At 58.4% G+C, this 20,384-nt stretch carries 17 protein-coding genes; 7 read left to right on the top strand and 10 right to left on the bottom strand.

The genetic code is table 11. The annotated features are described in order from the left end of the window. Window position 1 precedes the first annotated feature (1 nt). Both GM298_RS01430 and dsbG read left to right on the top strand, forming a co-directional pair. A complete protein-coding gene (locus GM298_RS01430; RefSeq protein WP_266153398.1) occupies window positions 2–613 on the top strand; it encodes a DsbA family protein in 612 nt (203 codons plus the stop codon). Between the two features lie 41 nt (window positions 614–654). Then, window positions 655–1,413, top strand: a complete 759-nt coding sequence (gene dsbG, locus GM298_RS01435; protein WP_266153400.1) for a thiol:disulfide interchange protein DsbG — start codon at window positions 655–657, stop codon at window positions 1,411–1,413. 40 nt (window positions 1,414–1,453) lie between these two features. On the opposite strand, the gene GM298_RS01440 is transcribed toward dsbG, so the two are convergent. The 9 genes from GM298_RS01440 to GM298_RS01480 form a co-directional block, all read right to left on the bottom strand. Further along, window positions 1,454–2,746, bottom strand: a complete 1,293-nt coding sequence (locus tag GM298_RS01440) for a glycoside hydrolase family 10 protein (RefSeq protein WP_266153402.1) — start codon at window positions 2,744–2,746, stop codon at window positions 1,454–1,456. Between the two features lie 7 nt (window positions 2,747–2,753). Continuing rightward, window positions 2,754–3,041: a VF530 family DNA-binding protein gene (locus GM298_RS01445; protein ID WP_025756489.1), complete on the bottom strand. Its 288-nt coding sequence runs from the start codon at window positions 3,039–3,041 to the stop codon at window positions 2,754–2,756. Window positions 3,042–3,134: 93 nt separating this feature from the next. Next, the gene (locus GM298_RS01450; RefSeq protein WP_266153404.1) at window positions 3,135–5,309 is read right to left on the bottom strand and encodes a glycoside hydrolase family 2 protein; all 2,175 of its coding nucleotides are present in this window, start codon (window positions 5,307–5,309) and stop codon (window positions 3,135–3,137) included. After that, window positions 5,306–7,972 carry a hybrid sensor histidine kinase/response regulator gene (locus GM298_RS01455; RefSeq protein ID WP_266153405.1) on the bottom strand — a complete coding sequence of 889 codons (2,667 nt, stop codon included), beginning with the start codon at window positions 7,970–7,972 and terminating at the stop codon, window positions 5,306–5,308. Before GM298_RS01455 ends, GM298_RS01450 begins: the two co-directional genes overlap by 4 nt. Before the next feature lie 10 nt (window positions 7,973–7,982). Continuing rightward, window positions 7,983–8,408: a globin gene (locus GM298_RS01460; RefSeq protein WP_266153406.1), complete on the bottom strand. Its 426-nt coding sequence runs from the start codon at window positions 8,406–8,408 to the stop codon at window positions 7,983–7,985. Beyond that, a complete protein-coding gene (locus GM298_RS01465; protein ID WP_266153407.1) occupies window positions 8,405–9,799 on the bottom strand; it encodes a DUF3131 domain-containing protein in 1,395 nt (464 codons plus the stop codon). Before GM298_RS01465 ends, GM298_RS01460 begins: the two co-directional genes overlap by 4 nt. Next, window positions 9,784–11,331 carry a DUF3131 domain-containing protein gene (locus GM298_RS01470; protein WP_045285748.1) on the bottom strand — a complete coding sequence of 516 codons (1,548 nt, stop codon included), beginning with the start codon at window positions 11,329–11,331 and terminating at the stop codon, window positions 9,784–9,786. The genes GM298_RS01465 and GM298_RS01470 overlap by 16 nt, the downstream gene beginning before the upstream one ends. Continuing rightward, complete coding sequence (locus GM298_RS01475; RefSeq protein WP_262784101.1) at window positions 11,328–12,647, bottom strand: DUF3131 domain-containing protein; 1,320 nt, start codon at window positions 12,645–12,647, stop codon at window positions 11,328–11,330. Before GM298_RS01475 ends, GM298_RS01470 begins: the two co-directional genes overlap by 4 nt. Next, window positions 12,644–14,461 carry a glycosyltransferase gene (locus GM298_RS01480; protein ID WP_266153408.1) on the bottom strand — a complete coding sequence of 606 codons (1,818 nt, stop codon included), beginning with the start codon at window positions 14,459–14,461 and terminating at the stop codon, window positions 12,644–12,646. The genes GM298_RS01475 and GM298_RS01480 overlap by 4 nt, the downstream gene beginning before the upstream one ends. A 281-nt stretch (window positions 14,462–14,742) precedes the next feature. On the opposite strand from GM298_RS01480, the gene opgC reads away from it, so the two are divergent. From opgC to GM298_RS01505, 5 genes are read left to right on the top strand one after another with little or no spacing between them, the layout of a single operon-like run. Next, entirely contained in the window at window positions 14,743–15,960 is a 1,218-nt protein-coding gene (gene opgC, locus GM298_RS01485; RefSeq protein ID WP_045285745.1) for an OpgC domain-containing protein, read from the top strand. A gap of 11 nt (window positions 15,961–15,971) precedes the next feature. Next, window positions 15,972–16,871, top strand: a complete 900-nt coding sequence (locus GM298_RS01490; protein ID WP_025756481.1) for a hypothetical protein — start codon at window positions 15,972–15,974, stop codon at window positions 16,869–16,871. A gap of 9 nt (window positions 16,872–16,880) precedes the next feature. Next, on the top strand, window positions 16,881–18,101 hold the full coding sequence (locus tag GM298_RS01495; RefSeq protein WP_047958627.1) for a PP2C family protein-serine/threonine phosphatase: 1,221 nt from the start codon (window positions 16,881–16,883) through the stop codon (window positions 18,099–18,101). Then, window positions 18,085–18,423 (top strand): STAS domain-containing protein, encoded by a 339-nt coding sequence (locus tag GM298_RS01500; protein WP_025756479.1) that lies wholly within the window; start codon window positions 18,085–18,087, stop codon window positions 18,421–18,423. The genes GM298_RS01495 and GM298_RS01500 overlap by 17 nt, the downstream gene beginning before the upstream one ends. Further along, the gene (locus GM298_RS01505) at window positions 18,424–18,849 is read left to right on the top strand and encodes an ATP-binding protein (RefSeq protein ID WP_266153410.1); all 426 of its coding nucleotides are present in this window, start codon (window positions 18,424–18,426) and stop codon (window positions 18,847–18,849) included. It abuts the gene before it with no gap. A gap of 25 nt (window positions 18,850–18,874) precedes the next feature. On the opposite strand, the gene GM298_RS01510 is transcribed toward GM298_RS01505, so the two are convergent. Beyond that, a complete protein-coding gene (locus GM298_RS01510) occupies window positions 18,875–20,365 on the bottom strand; it encodes a UbiD family decarboxylase (RefSeq protein ID WP_266153411.1) in 1,491 nt (496 codons plus the stop codon). Window positions 20,366–20,384 lie beyond the last annotated feature (19 nt).

Consider the following 20,384-nt stretch of genomic DNA (forward strand, 5'->3'; position numbering starts at 1 on the left):
GATGAAAACACTCCTTATTACGCTTCTGTTCCTGCTGGCCCCGGTTCAGGTGTTCGCGGCCCAGCCGCTGACGCCGGACCAGGAGCAGCGCGCGCAGCAGATGATCGCTGATTTTCTGTTTAACGACCCGAATTCCCCGCGCATCGGCGCGAAAAACCCAAAGCTCACCCTCGTGGTGTTTACCGACTACAACTGTCCGTACTGTAAAAAATTCGATCCGTACCTGGAGAAGATTGTCGAAAAACACCCGGACGTGGCGGTAGTCTTTAAGTTTTTACCTTTCCGTTCGGAAAGTTCGCTCACCGCCGCGCGAGACGCGTTAACCGTCTGGCGTGCGCATCCTGAGCAGTTTATGAAACTCAACCATACCCTGATGGCGAAGAAGGGGTACCACGATGAGGCCAGCATTCAGGAGGCGCAGAAGCGGGCGGGCGTGAACGTGACGACGCCGGATGACGAGAGCCTGCTGACGATCAAGCGCAGCCTGATCGTCGCGGAAAAAATGGGGATCCAGGGCACGCCCGCCACCCTTATCGGCGAGGGACTGCTTCCCGGCTGGGTGCCGTTCGAACAGTTCGATGAAATGGTCAGTGACGCACTGAAAAACCGCTAACCTGAAGGGGGCGGAATGCCCCCGACAAACCGGAGAGGGAAATGAAAAAATTACTGTTACTTTCGGCGCTGGCGACGTCAGGGCTGGTACAGGCGGCTGAAGCCATACCGGATGTGGTGAAGCACTTCAGCGAGCAGCAGAACATTAAAATCATCAAGAAGCTGGATGCACCCGGCGGGGCGCCAGCCTGGCTGGGGCAGTATCAGGACATGGGCGTCACGCTGTTTTTAACGCCGGATGGCAAGCACGTGATCTCAGGTTATCTTTATGACGACAAGGGGAAGAACCTTAGCGAAGGCTACTTCCAGAAAGAGATCTACGCCCCGATGGGGCGCGAGATGTGGAAAAACCTCAACGCGGCACATCCCCTGAAGGAAGGGGCGGATAGCGCCCCGCGTAAGGTCTTTGTCTTTGCCGATCCGTTCTGTCCGTACTGCAAGCAGTTCTGGTCCGAGGCGCAGCCGTGGGTGAAGGCGGGCAAGGTTCAGCTAAACACGCTGCTGGTGGCGTTCCTCAACCCCAACAGCGGACGTAACGCCGCCGCGATCCTCAATGCGAAAGATCCGGTGGTGGCCTGGCGCGAATACGAGCTTTCCGGTGGGAAAAAGTTGCCGAAGCCAGAGGGTGAGGCTTCCCGCGAAACGGTAGCGATACTGCAGAAGCACCAGGCGCTGATGGACAGCCTGGGCGCTAACGCCACGCCAGCCATTTATTATCTGAATGCGGAAAATGAGCTGCAGCAGGTGGTCGGTATGCCGGATGCGCAGCAGCTTGAGGCGATGTTCGGGCCGAAGCCGTAAATAACCAGGCAGAAACAGGGCGTTTCTGCCTGGTTGTCATTCAGCCACCCCAGCGTCCCTTCAGGTAATTCACCGCCTGCTGCGTCTGCGGGCGGTTGAGGTAATCTTCCCGGAACAGGATGGTGCCGTTAACGTTAGGCAGCGAATCGTTGAGATCGAGCTGTTTTTTCAGCTCCGGCACGCCGCCCTGAACCGTCCAGTCTGGCTCATTTTTTGACGGCTCACCCACCTTGTAGAACGCAATGCCAATGTACAGGCGAGTGTGGGTCGGCTTCACCACGTCGGCCCACCATCTGGTCAGCACATCGTAGCGCGCGGCATCCCGCGAGAAGGGCCAGTAAATTTGCGGGGCGATGTAGTCCAGCAGGCCCTGCTGAACCCACTGACGCGTATCGGCGTAGGATTCATCATAGGCCGCGGCGCCGCGGGTGTCGGAGCCTGCCGGGTCAAACGAACGGTTACGCCACACGCCCGCCGGGCTGACGCCGAACTCCACGTCGGGCTTTGTCTGTTTAATCGCCCGGGAGACCTGGACAATCAGCTGCTGCGTGTTGTGTCTTCGCCAGTCGGCTTTGGAGGCAAATCCCTGGCCGTACTGCCGCCAGGTCTGGGAATCATTGAGCGCGGATCCCGGCGATTCGGCATAAAAGTAATCATCGAACTGCACGCCGTCTACCGGGTAGTTCGCCACCACTTCGGTGACCACTTTGGTGATCCAGTCCCGCACGTCGGGAATGCCCGGGTCGAGCACAAAGCGGTCGCCCGAGATGCGCACCCACTCCGGGTGCTGGACATAGACGCTGGACGGGGTCTGATAGGCCGTCCGGTTCAGGGCGGCGATGGTGGACGGTTTAGTATTGGTCGACACGCGGTAAGGGTTGAACCAGGCATGGACCTTCATGCCGCGCTTGTGCGCTTCATCGAGCAGAAACTGCAGCGGATCGTATCCCGGATACTCACCGATGTTGCCCGTTAGCGTATCTGACCACGGCAAAATCTTTGATGACCAGAGGGCCGTGCTGTCGGGCTTCACCTGGAAAAACACCGTGTTAATGCCGAGGTGCTTAAGGTTGTCGAGCTTTGCGATCAGCGCCTGCTTTTGCATCGCGATGCGTTGGTCCGCGCTGCGGCCGTTCACCGAGGCCAACGGGGGCCAGTCGAGACGCGAGACGGTCGCCAGCCAGATACCGCGCATCGGCACATTTGCCTGTTGCGTCGGTTTGCTGACGGTGGGAAGGGGGGTAACCAGTGACTTTGGCGGTTTTGAGGAGCAACTTACAAGTAAAAGTGCGCAGGCAGCCAGCGCACCAGTCCGTTTTACGTGTCGCGTCATTTGCGTATTAGCTCTTGATAATCCGACTGTTGGCCCAGGGATTAAAGGCGGGCGCTTCCTGTTCTGCGTGTCCCTCATCGTTGAGAGAGTCCAGATACAGGGCTTCAACCTCCGCGCGCGCCCACGGTGTACGGCGCAGAAATTTCAGGCTCGATTTAACGCTGGGGTCTTTTCTGAAACAGTTAATTTTGATTCGGTCGCCCAGTTCGTGCCAGCCATATTTCGCCACCAGGGCGTTGACCATCATCTCCAGCGTTACGCCATGCAAAGGATCTTTGGAAATATGTGCAGTCATAGGCGTCCGGATGTCTCGATTTTAGGGGAATGGGGTAAACGCTGAAAGGGTACAAGAAAGGAGGGGAAGCGGCAATTTTCCTTTTCCCCTCGCTCACTTTATGACGGACTCCGTGCGCTGATTTTCGCCGACAATTTTTCCCGCGCTGTTTTCAATCTTAAACCGAATCGACACGTCGTCCTGGCCCACGGGCGTGGCCGTGACCGCTTTTACCATCGTTCCTGAGTCTGCTGCGATCGTCATCGTCGTCGTGCCTTTTGCCAGCAGCTTGTCGCGCTGGGTGATGCGCCAGCTCAGACGACATTCGCGGCACGGTTTCCAGGTGTCGTTGATGGCCCACAGACGCACGGTCGCCGCCGCGCCGGATTGCCACTGCGCCGTGACGGGTTCAATAGACGGCAAAACAGGCTGGTAGGCGCGTTTTAAGGCGTAGAACCCAGCTTTAGGCTTACGCAGGTAGTCCACTACGCCCCAGTTGATGGACGGCCAGGTTTCTACAAACATGAAGTGGAACAGGGCCGTCACCGGCTGGTAGCGCTGTCGACGGTAGCTCTCTGCCGCCGTGGCCACCAGCTGCGACTGGTACGCCTGAGTATTGCGGATCATCGCCTGGATGTTGTCCCCACGCGAAATACCGGCAAACTTAAAGGTCTGGAAGGGCTGAAAATTATGGTATTTCCAGACGGTCCAGCCGGGATCGTCAGCGGCGGTCGTTTTGGGCCAGAGTGACGCCGCCGGGATGATGGTTTTTAGCGTCGACACGCGGGGAAGCGCCTGCGCGCCGAACTCGGTGATGATCCCCGTTTTGGCCGGAGCAAGCAGGTCGCGTACGGTACCAAAGTACCAGCCCGCCCAGTAATGCTCCTCAACGGCGGAGAAGCGGTGCACGATGCGCGAGGTATCTTCGGCAAGCGTATCCGCCACCTTTTGCGTGAGCTCGCGATTCAGATCTTTATTCCAGTCCGGGAAGCGTTTTTCCATCCACGGCGAGTTCCACGGCGGTTCGTTATGCCCGCCCCAGACGATGATGGCGGGGGAATTACCGAACTGTTCGATCATCTCCCGCGTCTGGCGAACCGCATTTTCCGTGAAAGCCGCACTGTTGTTGTAGCCCCACTGCAGCGGAACATCCTGCCAGATCATCATGCCCATCTCATCGGCCACGTCATACAACGCACGTCCGGCAACGTGTCCGTGCACGCGTATGGCGTTGGCGTTCATGGCTTCCACCAGACGAAGATCGCGACGGTATTTTTCTCGCGTCATGGTGCTGAGCCAGGGGGATCCGATGTAATTACTGCCCTTAATGAAAAGGCGTTTGTCGTTAATGAGCCAGCCCTTATTGTCGGGCTGCTCGACGATCTTGCGCAGCCCGGTGCGGGTGACCGCCGTATCCATCAGGCCGTTTTCATCCCGCAATGCCACGCGAATGGTATACAGGTGGGGTTTTCCGGTACCGACGGGCCACCACAGTTTTGCCTTCGGCATGGGCAGCGTCAGCTGCACGGAATGGGCGCCGCTTTCGAGGGTAACCGGAAAGTCAGCCTGATAGGGCCTGCCGCTGAAGTTGGCGGGCGTGGCGGTGAGACGCACGGTCGCCGGGCCCTGACCGAGCGCGCGATAGCGAATGTCTGCTTTCAGCGCGGGGTGCATCAGCCCCTGTGACCAGTCTGGCCGCAGGATGGTCTCATCCAGGGTAGCGCCTCGGCTAAGATGCAGCCTCACCGGCGCCCAGATGCCGCCCGAGTTGGCGTCCTGTCCTTGCGGCGACCAGGCCCCGCCGGGACGCGTGTCATGCTGGTTAAGGATCCCCTTCATGACCGTTTTATGCAGCGGCCAGATCTTATTGGGATCTTCGTAAGGGCTGTCCACCCTGACCACCAGTCGGTTGTGACGTTGTAACGCTTGACTGGCATCCAGCGAAAAGCGCTGAAAATAGCCCTCATGCTGGCCGAGCGGCTGGCCGTTCAGGGTGACCTCGGCCAGGTAGTCGACGCCGTCAAACACCAGAGTGCTCATTACGTCGGGCGGCTGCACGGGCAGGGAAAACGCGTGCTTGTACCACAGCGCGCCCTGGTGATCGTACCCGGCGCTGTACCAGTTGGCGGGGACCTGAAGCGGGCGCCAGCCTGATGCGGCAGGACGCGCGCTATCATTGGCGTCCTGAACCTGCCATTCTCCGGCCAGAGACCAGCTGACCGGCGCAGAGTTCGCCACCGTATGGGTGGTCAACAGGGCAATGAGCAGCGCGCAGTTGCGAGCGATCATGCGTTTACCCCGCGCGCGTTGAGCCACGCCATCAGGCGCAGCGATTCCTTATGAAGCTGCTGGTTTAGCGCCGCAAGCTGTTGCCCCTCCAGCGTGTGCGCCTCGCTCTCCAGCGCCTGCAGCTGACGGGCGAGTCGCCCGAAATCCAGCGTGACGGCTTCTCCTCGCAGCTTGTGGGCGCCGCGGCGCAGCGCTTCACGATCGTCGCTGTCGATAGCCAGGGTGATGGCCTTCATGGCCTCCTCCAGCCCTTCGCCAAACAGGGCCAGCAGCTCCTGGACCAGAGCAGGGTCGTCAGCACACTGCTTCAGCAGACGTGCTTCATCCGGGAAGGCGGAAGGGTCATCGTGGCGGGGGAGCACGCGAGCAATCTCCTCAGCGAGACGCTCCTGGCTGATGGGTTTGGCAATGTAGCCGTCGAAACCCATCTGAAGACAGCGCTCTTTATCCCCCTGCATGGCGTGTGCGGTCATGGCGACGGTGGGCTGAGCCGGGCCGGGCCGGGCGCGTTCTTCTTCACGCAGCAGGCGAATGGCGGTCTCACCGTCCATCTCTGGCATCTGAAGATCGATCAGCAAAACGTCCCACACGCCCGCGCGCCAGCGTTCCAGCAGTGCGACGCCATTATCGACGATCTGACAGGTGTGCCCGAGCCGCTCAAGCAGGCGCGCGGCGACCTTCTGGTTGACCAGATTATCTTCCGCAAGGAGGACCCTGAGCCCGGCGTTGTCCGGCGCGACGGTGGCTGCGGGCGCGCTTTCACTCACCGTCTTTGGCGCACGTTCAAACGCCGCGGCAATCGCCTGATGCAATTCATTCTGGGCGATAGGTTTATGCAGGTAGTTCTGGATACCGATCCGCTTCAGCATATTGATATCAAAATGTCGGCTCATGGAGCTCAGCATGATGATATGGCTCTCAGCAACCTGCGGCAGCACCGAAAGTTCGAGAGCCAGCGACACGCCGTCCATATCCGGCATCTGCGCGTCCAGCAGGATCAGGGGCCATGCCGTTCCCGTTTTAACCCGGTTGATGGCCTCGCTGGCGTTATTAACGCAGGTGGGTTTCAACCCCATCTGGCTGAGCATGGCGGCCAATAGCCGCAGGTTGGTCGCGTTATCATCAACCACCAGCACGGGCTCCCCGTTAAAGCGATGGCTATGAGGGCGTTCCTCCGGGCCAGGTGCCTGGGCCGCAAGCGGTAGCACGAAGGAAAATTCGCTGCCTTTCCCCGGCTCGCTGGAGACCGTTAATTCGCCGCCCATCGCCGCGACCAGTCGCGCAGAGATGGTTAGCCCGAGCCCCGTACCGCCATAGCGGCGGGTGGTAGAGTTATCCGCCTGGCTGAAGGCTTCAAAAATGGCTTTCTGCTTATCTGCCGGAATGCCAATGCCGCTGTCGCACACCCGGAAACGCCATCGATCCGTGTTATCCGCGGGCTCAACAATCAGGATAACTTCACCCTGATGGGTAAACTTCAGCGCGTTACCCAGCAGATTGGTCAGGATCTGGCGCAGCCGCGCGCCGTCGACAAGCAGCACGTCGGGAACGTCGGGCGCAATATCGACCAGCAGCTCAATGCCTTTTTCGCTCGCCCCCGGCATGTGGGGGCGAATAAGCGACTGAATGAAGGGGCGGACCGGGACGGGCTCCGCCTCCAGCTCCACTTTACTGGCTTCAATCCGGGAAAAGTCGAGAATGTCGTTGATGATATGCAGCAAAGACTGGGCAGAACTCATCACCAGCGTCAGGTAATCGCGCTGATCGGCGCTGAGCGCTGTATCCAGGCACAGTTGGGTCATGCCAATAATGCCGTTCATGGGGGTGCGAATTTCATGGCTCATATTCGCCAGGAATGCGCTTTTTGCCTCATTGGCTTTTTGTGCCTCAATGGCTGAGGCGAACGCCTGAATTTCAGCCTCCTTACGGCGCGTAATATCCTGCAGCGTGCCAATCACGCGCTCGGCGTTTCCCTCAATGGAGAGCGTGACCACCTGGCCGGAGAGCAGCATCCAGCGCAGACCTTCGGTAGGGTGATGCACGCGAATTTCACATTCAAAGACCGGACGATGATCCTGCTTCGACGCGTGCAGCGCCTTGCGCAGCGCAGCGCGATCGTTCTCGTGGACCTGATTGAGCAAAAAACGCACCGGATATCGCCACTGGGTGCGCGACTGGCCCAGCATGGCAAGCAGGGTATCGTTGACCTGGAGCGTGTCTCCAGAAACCTGCCAGTCCCAGATCCCGATATGTATGGATTCCGCCGTCAGCAGAAAATCGTCATGCAGTTGATGACGTGCCCGCTGTGCTTCATCCAGCTCCGTGACATCGCTGTGCAGGCTGACAATGCCACCGTCCGCAAGGCGCTGGTGCTGGACGAAGATCCGCCGCTGGCCTGCCTGCCGCACTTCGCAGTGTTTATCCTGCCGACAGTTGCGCACGATCGACTCGCGCAGCGTCAGGCGAAGGCCGGGATCTACGTTGTAAACGGCGTCGATAAAGCGTTCCGCCAGCGACTCCAGCGTTGTACCCACCTTCAGCCACGGGGTAATGACCGGATAAAAAAGGGCCACGTTGTGATTCCAGGCCTGCAGGCGTTCCTCGCGGTCATAAATCATGACGGCGGCCGGCAGCGCGTTAAGATCGTACGTGAATGCGCTCATCGTGATCCTCCTACGCGCGGTAGTGCAGTTCTGCCTGTCGGCGCAGGTATTCCAGCCCGGGCGCGATCGCCATGGCCCAGGCCGTCAGGATCTCATCGTCGCACTGCGGATCGCGCAGGCTCACCGCGTTCAACATCGCTTCGCGCCACAGGGCGAAAAAACGCGGCGGGAGGTGAAGACCGTCGTCACTTTGCTCCCGCGCCAGGCGCTCGAGAAAATCAGGCACGATTAACGCGCCGTCTACCGCAAGCATGGCGAAGAAACTCTTAAACAGAGTCTGCTGACCCTCGCTATCCGGCAGGCGATAAAAATGCTGCTCCGTCTCGGGTGACATATGGACGAAGGCGTCATAGAACGTCTGAAAAAACGCCGTTTTATCATTATCCGGAAAGACGCGGTTAAGACTGGATTCAAACAGATCGCGGTAAAATTTCACGGCGTCCTCCTTACGGCATTTTCGCCCGGTATACAGTGCCCGACGGGCGTATAGTCATCTGCCACACGGCGCGTAAAGTAGCTCTCTTTTTTAGCCCGGCGGGCGTCAAACAGGGGGCCCGCGTTGTGTTTAAAGAACAGGGCTTCCAGCACCGTGGCATTGGTGGAAAGGGTGAGCGCAGCGTTAGTATCGCCCGTGGCTTCCTGGCGGCCTTCGTACCAGCCTTTTTGCGGATCGTTAAGATGCTTTGTCACCGACATCAGCACGTCGGTGTACGGGGTGTCCCACAGGGCCCACAGGGCAAAGACCGCTTTGGTCGACACCTGTGCGAAACGGGTGTAGTCCCGGCCATCGTCACCGACAGAGTTCCAGGCATAGCCATTTCCCCAGACCGTATCCTGGATATGCCAGGGCGCCTGCGGGAGCGAGAAATCTGCCCTGGCCGTCAGGATCTTATCGGTCTCCCAGCGGCTCTTCTGGCTCAGCCAGACGTTTTCGGCCTGCTTGCGCAGGTGCTTTTGCCGATCGGCCGCAACGCCTTCGGGCTCCCAGCCAAACTCCAGGCCCGGCAGCATATAGGGAAGGGTGGTGATCAGGGAGGGCTGCCACGTGGTGCGCGGATCCCGGGCATCGACGGCCAGACGCCGCTGGGCGATGATGACGTGGTGCGCCGGGGGCGTAAACGCTTTCTCCGGGGAAAACCCCCACAGCTGAAACGCCGTTGCGGCATATTCGCTCTCGCCCAGGCGCAGCTCCTCGCGCACCACCGGCTGGCCGTTTTGCAGGGAAGATGACCACAGTTCGCCTTCGCCGTCGATGACCGGACAGAAATTCCAGCGCAGGATGATTTTATCGAGGTATTCGCTGTACTGCGGTTCCCGCTCTGCGGTGAGGCGCAGGGCGAGCATCAGACGCGCCATGTCTCGCGCGGACCAGCCATTTTTAACGGGCTTGCCGCTAAAGTCGATCGGCGTCGCCGTCTGGCTGGAATAGAGTCGACCGGGCGTCCGGGCCTCGGTCAGCATCATGCGGTTGAGGGTGCCCATCAGCCGCGTCAGGCGAGCGTCATACTCGGCCTCCTCAATCAGCCCCAGCTCTTTGGCCGCCAGCAGGGCGATAAGCGTATCGCCCATTTGCCAGAGCGTGACGCGGGGCTGTTTGTCGCTGCCGTTGACCAGCCCGGTTTGCGGCTGGGTATTATTGACGAAATAGCGCCAGGCGATCGCCGCCCATTTCTGTTCTTCCGGCGTCAGGGCGGCAATACGCGCGCTGGAGTGCCAGCCGCCACTGATGAGCCAGCGCCAGCCTGCGCCCTGATGGGCAAACAGCGCAAAGACGATCGCGCCTGCAAGGAGTAATCCCGCAAGCCCTCTGGCTATGGTTTTAAGCATTGCGCAGTCACCGGAGGCAGTTTAACGGGCTCGTCCACGCTGCATGACGCGCACTGACAGGCCTGGCAGGCGGGTTTGGTACGCTGCGTGACGCCGGTCCGGTCGCACCAGCTTTTTACGGCCGGGGTGCTGGCAAGGAACGGGCGGCTGCGCAGCGCGTTGTTCTCTTCAAACTGATCGAGCAGCTTTCGATCCCACAGCGACGGCGCAAAATCCTTGCTCTTCGGGTTGTCGGTGTTGAAGGCCAGCAGTTTTCCCTCTTTTTTGAACAACAGGGCCTCCAGCATGATGCCGTTATTGTTCGCGGTGAACTCTTTGATCGGCCCGTCGCCGTTTTCATACAGCCCTTCGTAGTAGCCTTTTCCCTCTTCGTTGGCATTCTCAATGGTGTTCAGCAGGCGGTCGGTATAGGGGGAGTTCCACAGCACCCACATGCCCAGCGCCGCCTTCAGCGAAATCGCGGCAGCGTTAGGGACGAACTGGCCTTTATCGGTAATGGTGTTCCAGTTGTACCCGTCGCTGAAGACGGTGTCATAGACGAAGTAAGGGGCCTTATCGAGCTGGTGCTCGGAGCGCGCGGTCAGGACGCCGGTAATGGTATAGCGGTTCTCCTGAGCCTGATAAACGCGGTCGGCAAAGTTTTTCATCCACGTCAGGGAGTAGTCACGCGGGGCGTTATCCCGGTCGGTCGGTTTATCAAAGCCGAACTCCAGCCCGTAGAGCAGGTAGGATTCCGTCACCACGTAGTTATGCTGCGACGTGTTGCGCGGGTCGCGCGTATCGTACGGGACCAGCACGCAGTAGATCTCGGCCAGCTCGTAAGGCTGCGGACTGCTGGCTTTGCAGGTATTGAACCCCCACAGCTGGAAACCGGCCGCGCCGTACTCTTCATAGCCCAGTCGACCTTCCTGAACGTACTTCGGCTGGCCGTTCTCCAGATAGGCCCCGTACAGCGTGCCGCAGGGGTCGATCGCGTGACTGAAATCCCAGCCGAGCACCACGTTATCAATGCTGTTGCCGTATTCCGGGTAACGCTCCTTGATGATTTTCAGCCAGACCAGCATTCGCCCGATATCCAGTGCCGAGAAGCCAATTTCGCCGGGCTTGTTGGTGTAGTCCACCTTCTGGCCGCTGATGGTGTTATAGGCCTTGTTGGGCAGCTCGTTGCGAAACAGTACCAGGGTGTTTAACGTGGCGAGAAACTTCAGCATCCGGCGGTCAAATTCCGCTTTATCAATGATCCCCAGCTCGCGCGCCGCCGTAAGGGCGGCCAGATAGGAGGCGCTGTCCCACATGGTGGTGGAGGGATATTTGTTGACCGCATTCACCAGACCCGTCGTGGGCTGATAGTTGGTGACGAAATACTGCCAGGCGTTTTTCGCGATGGTCATCTCTCGGGCGGTCAGCTCGCCGCTGCGCGGGGAGTAACCTGATGCAGGGAGCTCGGTATCCGCACGCACGGTCGATAGCGCCAGCCAGCAGATCGTTATTCCCGTGAGCAGGTGTAAAAGGATCGGGAATCGTGGCTTCATGGCGTTGCTCCTGCTGAGGGGTATGTGTAGAGGCAGGCCAGACAGAGCATCTGGCCATGCGCGATGTAAGACAGACTTTCCAGCACAATGGCGTTGGTATCAGCGTCCACGACGTCATTGACGCTGTTGTTGAGATTTAACCCGCGCTGCCAGCCTTTACCCGGCACCTGAAGCGCCAGAACCTGCTGGCGCAGCGCTTCGCTCCAGCTGTTGCGGAAAAGGGCATACCAGGCAAACGCGGTGCGGGTGGAGGTAATCGCCACTTTCTCCGGCACCTCGTCGCGCAAGTTGCGGGCCTGTACCGGCTGCCTGTCCGGCAGATCGTTAACGTAATCCGGCGCGGGTTCGGCATAATCCGTGCTGACGGGGGGTTTTGGCGTGCGCAGGCCATGACGCCGCTGCTGGATCTGCATAATCCGCCACGCAATTTCAGCGCTCTGCGCATCAAAGCCCAGCTCAAGCCCGGTTAACAGATAGGGGAGGCTGATCAGCGAGGTTTGCTTGCCCCAGGGCGTGCGAAGCCCTTCATCGGGCACCATTACGCCATCCAGATCGATCATCTTTTGCCCTTCAGGGGGATTGGTCACCGCGAGGCCTGCCGCGCTGTCTATCAGACGCAGCGTATGGCTGGCATAGAGACGGTAGCCAAAAGTGTCCCGCTGTTCATCGTCGGCCAGCGTCCAGTGGTGGAGCGGCACCGCCGCCTGACTTTGGGTGTTATTTTCAATCAGCGCCGCGGTGCGCCACACGCTCAACAAATCGCGGATGGCCGCCGCGTGCTGGGGATAGCGCCAGAGCAGGGTCTGTAATGCCGACAGCAGCCGGCTCAGACCAATTGCGGAGGCGTCAGGTTTGCCAAGGATCTTGAGTGTGTCCGCATGGTAATAGGCGGCGGGGAGACCTTTGTCATTGAGCGGCAGTTGCCCCAGCGTGAACACGGCGGTGCTGACCCTCTCATCAAACTCATCGGCGGAAATGATATTGAGCTGCTCTGCGGCAGCGGTCGCAAACAGGTAGCTTCCCACGCTCCAGAGGCTCAGCCAGGGTTCACCGTCGCTGGCATTCGCCAGGCCGTTTGGCTGGGTATTGTTCACGTAGTATTGCCAGGCGACCCGCGCCCAGATGGCTTCGTCATAGGTCAGCGCCCGTTTTGTGGGCAGCGGCGGGAAGTCTTTACTGAGCGCGATGCTGCCGCTGCTTTCCACGCGCGTGGGCATCTGTTTCTCCACCCAGACCACAATGGCAAAGCCGATCAGGAAGCCGAGCAAAATGGTGAGGTAGCTGCGCGCGGGCAGCAGGGCGTCACGTATCCTCATTGGGTGACCTCGTCCTCTTCAGCGGGCGTCCACATGGCCGCGAAAATCAGCGGCAGCATGGCGGCGATGTTCACTCCTCCCCAGAAAATATTGATGACGTAGCCGGAGGGGTCGTCCACCTGTCCACGCGCCACCTGAATACCGCCCCAGATAAGCCCTGCGAGGGTCAGCACCACGATGGCAATCTGCGGCTTCACCAGGTAGAGAAAACGGCCCGTCTGCCGCTCTTTTGGCGTGACGTGAAATTTGATCTGTTCGCCCCGCAGCACCGTATTGAGCGCGCGCAGGTTCATGGAAAAGAAGGAGAGGTATGAGGCCCTGCCATCCCAGGCCGAGATCCCCCAGGTGCCGAACATAAACGCCAGTTCAGAGAAGATAAAAAACGGGAGAAAGTGGAGATAGAACGGCGTCGACCAGGCGGACACCGGCGGAATGCCGGTGAATAGATAGATAATGGGTGAAATCAAAAACACCGTGTTCCACACGCAGGCCACGTAAGACCAGAAGGTGGTGGCATACATCAGCGTCTGGGGGAGTGAAAGCCTGAAGCGGCGACGGCTGAAGATGTTGTCATGGAACAAAATATCCAGCGAGCCGGCGGCGTACTTAAAGCGCTGGATCATCCAGGTGAGCATATCCTGCGGAGAGAGCATCTTCGACTCAACCCTCGGATGCATAACCGAGCGCCAGCGTCGTGCGGCGTCGCCGTGCAGCAGCACCGAGGTGTAAATATCTTCCGAGACGTGGAATTTGTAGGGGGTAAGCTCGGTGTCAAACGCCACGTGCGGACGCATTGCATTCTGCAGCGCGTCCCGGGTCTCCTCATCGCGAATGTCGCGCGTATGACGATGGATCTCCTCTTCGACGGACCAGACATAGCTTCTCAGTGCGGCCTGCATGACCGCCTCGCGACGGTGAATGGACGCTGCGCCGCAGCAGAAAGCCGCGTTCGCCCAGTTGCGCCGCCGCAGGATCACGTCATAGAACATGCGCGGATCGTTAAAAAACGGGTCGCGGCCAATCGTGATCGGGCCAACACACTTTTGAATCAGCCAGCCCAGACCGTAGCCCACTTTTCCGGCTTTTCGCTGGCCCCAGCGCGACAGGTTTTCTCCTTCCGGAAGATCGAAGAACCACTGCGGCGTCTGTACCCAGGCCACGTCCGGATCGCGAAAATAGCCCAGCGTATGGCTGAGCAGGGTGGGAAATACCCGGGTGTCGGCGTCGCAGATAACAATAAAATCGCCGTCGGTTTGCTCAAGGCCGTTGCGCAGGTTGCCGGCCTTAAAGCCGATGTTGGTCTGGCGAGTGATATAGTTAACGCCTTCTTCTTCACAGACGGCTTTCATCTCCGGGCGGCGGCCGTCATCAAGCACGTGGATGCGGTAGTCAATCGGGAACGGGTACGTCATCTTCAGGGCATCGCGAATGGACAGCCTGACCAGCTCGGTGTCTTCCGAGTAGGTGGCAATGAACAGATCCACCTTGACGGGACGGGGCTCTACGGCCTCTTCTGGCGACAGGCATTCGTTAATTTCGCCGGGCGGCGGACTCTGAGGAGGATCCTGTTCTTTCCACAAATTGATGGTAAACAGCACGGTGCCAATCCACGCCAGGGTTTCGGCGAGGACCAGCGGAATGGCATACCATAATGCGTCAGTATTCAGGGAGGCGGTCCAGCGCCAGTAAATATAATTGGCACCCAGAATAAGTGCCGCGACCGCTAACACCTGCCAGGTGATCATTACCCAGCGCGGTGTTGTTAACGGTTCCGGAGGACGACGATGTTCAAAACGGGAAAAATAAAAATCCATAGTTCCGGCGTTCCTGATTCCGTGAAAATGCAGACCCATTCTGCTGCGCAGACAGCTTCCCAAAAGCGAAAGAAAATAGCGATTAAACAAGATTTAAGATAAGTGTAGAACGCCGAATAAAAGTGTCCAGCCACGTTTTTATTATTATTTAGCGGTGATGAATTCGGTTTAAATTCTGCTTAATGATGTTTTATCGTCCGTCGATAAATTGCGGTTACCATTCCTTTAGGCTATCTAATTTATTTAGACCTTAATTTTCGTTTTCAGGCAAAGGACACCCTATGAGCCATGTTGCGCCGTCGGTAGCGCAAGAAGATGACGCTAAATCAACAGCATGGCGATATGCTGTTGCAGGTGCCAGGGACCTGAGAATCGACTTTATGCGCGGCATTGCCCTCGTCATGATGGTCGTGGCGCATACGGAGGTGATGTCGGTATTTAATATATTCTCCTGGGAGCGTTTTGGGTTAACAACCGGTGCAGAAGGTTTTGTTATTCTCTCGGGGTTTATGCTTGGCATGCTGAACCGCGCGCGTCTGCAAAAAGTGGTTTTGCTCACGGTTTCCTGGGGGCTTTATCTCAGGGCATGGAAAATATATCGTGTAAATATCATTATCATAGTGTCGTTTACTCTTCTGGCCTATATCCCACATATTAATGTTTTCGAGGTCACCCATTTTACCGACCGTTTTTCGGGTGAAAGTTGGTCGCTTTATCCGGTTACGCCTCAAATAAAAGAGACCTGGTTCAACATTATCCTCTATTTGCAGATTGGCCCTCATCAGACGCAAATTCTGGGGCTGTATATCTTTTTGCTGCTACTCAGCCCGCTATTTTTGGGGATGCTGCAGAAAGGCAAAGTGTGGTGGCTGCTGGGGCTGTCGTTGCTGGTGTACAGCCTGTGGCAGCGATGGCCGCTTCGGCTGACGCCGTCGGAATTCGAATTTGCCTTCCCGCTGCTCGCCTGGCAGTTCATCTTTGTGCTGGGCATGGCCAGCGGCTGGTATAAAGCCGAACTGCTCTCATTCGCCCGGACGCCTCCGGGGAAAGGGGTGGTAGTGGCGCTGGTCATGGTGTCGCTGGTGCTGGGATTTGTCGCCCAGAACCATACCAACCCGTTTATGCCGCCTGCGCTGCTGATGCACGTCATCCCGCCTGACAGCTTCAATTCGTTTTATCACACCTGGGCGGCGAAGAACGGGCTGGGCCCGGTGAGAGTGTTAAACGATATCGCCCTGATGGTCACCGTCTACCTGGTGCTGACGTATTACTGGACGCCGCTCAATCGCCTGCTGGGATGGTTCCTGATCCCGCTCGGTCAGCACTCGCTTTATACCTTTATTTTGCATGTGTACGTGGTGCTGCTGGTGAGCCAGTTCATCACCTTCGACTTATGGCGTCATGCCTGGATAGAGAACACGTTAGTGCATGCGGCGGCACTGGGTATTTTGTGGCTGATGGCAAAATACGACGTCGGCGCACGCTGGATACCTAACTAAGGATGGCGGTTATGCGCGAAAAATGGCTTCTGGCGGGCGTGCTGCTCGCCGCGATCCCCGCCGCAGAGGCGGCGAAAAACAATGAAAATGAATCCCTGCGCGATAAGAACGGTGAACCTGTTCAGGCTGGCGTCTTTACCAGCCGCTGGGGGCGCCTGTTCTCGGGTAACGACAAGAAATTCTCAGGTGCGCTGAGCTTTAGCTCGGGACTGAAAGAGCAGTGGATGAGCATTCCTAACAGTTCAGACACCGCCACGGAAAAGAAAAAGATTAACCAGACGCTGAATCTCAGCCTTCAGTATTCCCCCTACAGCTTCTGGTTTGCCAACATTACGTCCCGACTGCCGGTCAGAGACACCAGCCGCTACACCGCCGATTTTCGCTACAGCTTCGGCTACGATGACTGGCACGCCAACACCGTCAGTCTGGTTTACAGCAACTACGGCGATAACCATTTCTGGACATCGGGCAGCCGACGACACACCTATTTCGAACAGGGCGCCTTCACACTGGCCTACAAGTTTTCGCTACCGAAACCGGTCGAAAACACGCTCCTGATTAATAAAGGGGATTCCATCATTTGCCAGGTCGGGTACAGCTGGGTGCCGCGCTACTACGACCTCAGCAGCGATGACATCCGCAAAAATAAAAACGTCATGCTCGGCGGCTGCGGCTACACCTTCAAACAACATTTCTTCGTTCGCGCGACGGCATTCTGGTTCCCGGACAGCAGCCAGCAGCAGCCCTGGAACGGCGATTACAGCTACAGCTTCGGTTATGCCGGCTATACGCCGGGTTCGTTCTCCATCCAGTACGCGAACTATGCGGGAACGCGCTATCCGGGGCACGGCAACGGGAATGCAAAATTCAGGGAAGGGACCGTGAGCCTCATCTGGTTCTTACCGCTTTAGGAGGGATGTATGTCGGCGCTGCACGTGTTAATCGTTGAAGATTCGCTGATTTATCGTCGGTTACTCTCCCGAATGCTCACCCAGTGGGGGTATATCGTGAGCGAGGCGGAAAATGGCGTCGCCGCGCTGGAAATACTGTCCAGCCAGCCGATCAGCATGGTGATAAGCGACTGGGACATGCCGGAAATGGACGGACTCACGCTCTGTCAGACCATCCGCAACCGTCAGTTTGGCCACTACGTCTATGTCATTCTGCTCACGGCACGCGAAAATGCCGGGGATTTAACGCAGGGCTTTGATGCCGGAGCCGATGATTTTTTAAGCAAGCCGGTCGAGCAGGATGAACTGCGGGCGCGTCTGCACGCCGGGGGCCGTATTTTAACGCTGGAAGCGACCCTCGCGGCGCACAACAAGCGCCTGAGTGAAGCGTTGCATCAGATTGAACAGGATCTTGAACTCGCGGCGCGCGTTCAGCACTCCGTGCTGCCTTCGCACCGCTTACGCTTTGGGAACTACTTTTCCGACTGGCTTTTCTTACCGTCTGCGTGGGTCTCAGGCGATGTGTTCAATATTTTTCCACTCGATTCTCACATTGGGTTCTATTGCGTGGATGTGTCCGGTCACGGCGTGGGGGCCGCGATGATGTCCCTCGCGGTGGCGCGTCAGTTCTTACATGGCCGGGTGGTAGACCGTTTTTTGTTTACCGATCAGGGCGGTATTCAGTCCCCTGCGGAGGTGATCAGGATCCTGAACAGCCGCTTTTGCAGTGAAGAGAGCGACATTACCAGCTATTTCACCATTATCTACGGGGTGATCGACCCCGAGAGCGGACGAGGGGTGTTGTGTCAGGCCGGGCATCCTACTCCCGTCATTGTGAACGCAGACAGCGCCGTCACGTCCGTGGGCGATGGCGGCCCGCCGGTCGGCCTGATCCCAGACCTGAGCTGGGAGGATGTCGCGTTTACCCTCAATCCGGGGGATCGCTTATGCTTATTCAGTGACGGTATTACGGAGTGTGAGAACGTCAGCGGTGAGCAGTTTGGCCCGCAGCGTCTCGAACGCTGGCTTCATGACCATGCCCGACTTCCGGTTGACCAGCTCCTGGCGCGGTTCGGTGACCACCTGACCGGCTGGCGCAACGCAAATCGTGATGAACCGACCGCCTTAACCGATGACGTTTCACTGCTCGTGATCGAGCGTCAGGGAGAAAAGAATGATTATTCACACTGAACGACTACCGCATGCCAACATTCTCACGCCCGCAGTCCGGCGGCTGGATGCCTCCGTTGCCGCGACGTTTAAAGCGTCCGTGACGGAAGAAATTGGCGACGATCGCAAGGCTTTGATTGTCGACTTCAGCAAAGTGGATTTTATCGACAGCAGCGGGCTGGGAATGCTGGTGTCGTTGTTTAAGCTGATGAACGGGAAAGGCGACATGGCGCTGTGCTCTCTGAACCCTGGGATCATGAATATGTTCACCCTGACCCGCATGGACCGCATATTCCGCATCTATCCGGACAAAAGCAGCGCGCTTGCGCAGCTGGGGCAGTAGATGCAGACGCCGGTGCAGGCAGAATTTCCGGCGGTGCTCGGTTCCCTGACGCCGCTGGCCTGCTGGCTGGAAGCGCGGCTGAGCGAGCTTCCCGTAGATGATGAGTGGCGTTTCGCGCTCGATCTCGCCGTTTGTGAGGTGGCGACGAATATCATCCGGCACGCGCTGCATGAGGATGCCTCGCGCACATTCAGCGTACGCTTCGATATCCGCGACAGCGACGTCTGCATTGTTTTTACCGACGCGGGTGACGCGTTTCCGCTGGCGCGGCTTGAGGCCGCCAGGCGAGACCGTTTTTGTGAAATCTCGCCGCTGCTGGAGAGCGGCAGGGGGCTGATGCTCATTTTGCTGAGCGTCGATCGTTTCTCGGTGGAGCGAGAGGCGGGTGAAAATATTGCCACGCTTGAAAAGAAAATCAGCGTATGACCTGCGGGCCATACGCGTGCTGTTTCTATTTCGTGTTGTCAGCAAACAGCTCTGGCGCCCACGGGCGTGGGTCAACCTCCATAAACGGCGCCCGTTCGAAGCGATCCTTCAGCGCCCACGGCACCGTGCAGTCGAAGATCGTCTTGCAGGAAATGCCGTTGCCGCGAATTGAGGTGCTGTAATCCGGCGACTGGGACGGATCCAGCTGGTGGCCGCGGATCCCAGGAATATTGGTGATGCTGACATCGCCCTGCATGCGGGTGGTCATCGCCCACAGGATGTCGTCGCTGTCGAAAATATCCACGTCTTCGTCGACCAGAATAATGTTCTTCAGCTCCGAATAGGTGGCTAAGGCGATAAGCGCCGCCTGGCCCTGACGTCCTTCGTCTGAGGGCTGGCGTTTTTTCACCTGCAATATCCCGAGGAACTTGCCGCCGCCCGCGGTATGGGCATAGATGTTTTGCAGGAATCCGGGAATTGCCTCTTCAACCGCATTACGGATGCTGGCCTCGGTTGGCAACCCGGCCAGCGTGGTATGTTCTTCCCCCGGTCCCACCAGCGTCTGCAGGATGGCGTGGTTTCGCATGGTCACGGCTTTCACTTTGATCACAGGCAGGGAGGGATTCGCCTCGCCGCAGTAGCCCGGGAACTCCGGCATCGCGTGGCCGGTGTTGGTGTGCTGATCCTCTCTCACGCGCACGCCTGGAAGCAGTTCACCTTCGATGATTATTTCCGCCCGCGCGATGGCTTTCTCTTTGACCGCCACGCCCTGCACCAGCTCAACCGGCTGCTGGCGCAGCGCCCCAGCGACACCCAGCTCATTGTAGCCAAACGGCGTGGTAGGGGCCTCAAAGCACGCGCCGATGTAGATGGCGGGGTCGAGACCCATGTTGATCGTCACCGGCAGCGGTTTTCCGGCCTCTTCCGCCTTTTTGCGGAAGACTTCGATATGGCGCCCGGCGGCAAGAAACATGGAAAGCTCGTCACGCTCCTGAATGCAGAGGCGGTGGATGGTGACATCCGTCAGCGAGCTATCTTCCGGATCGCTTGCCAGCACCAGCCCCAGACAGAAAAACGGACCCGCATCAATCGGCGTGTTGGTTGGAGCCGGAAGCAGCTTGCGCAGATCGAAGTCAGGATCGTCAGCATAAAAGACCTGCTCCTGGCAGGGGGCCTGCGAGGCCGGAACGACAACCGGCGCAACCGGCTTTTTCACCGCCTGGCCGACGTGCTTTGCCAGTTCCGAAGGCTCACAGCCCAACAGCAGCGCCGCACGCTCGCGACTGGCGTGCATGCCCACCAGGATGCGGGAGTGCGGATAGCCCTTTACGCTGTTGAACATCATGGCCGGGCCCGTGCGGGTCGGACGTTTGACCGTGCCGCCTGCGCCGATATGGCGGTAGACGCCCGCCAGTTCCGCGTTGGGGTCGACCGGATGATCGGTTTCAATGTACTGCCCTTCGTGGCGTTGTAGTAAGGCGATGGCGCTGCGGAGATCGTTAATCTGGTTTTCCATATTTTCCTCCCTCGGTTGA

This window comes from Enterobacter sp. HSTU-ASh6 (genome assembly GCF_026319105.1).
Taxonomy (GTDB): Bacteria; Pseudomonadota; Gammaproteobacteria; order Enterobacterales; family Enterobacteriaceae; genus Enterobacter; species Enterobacter sichuanensis.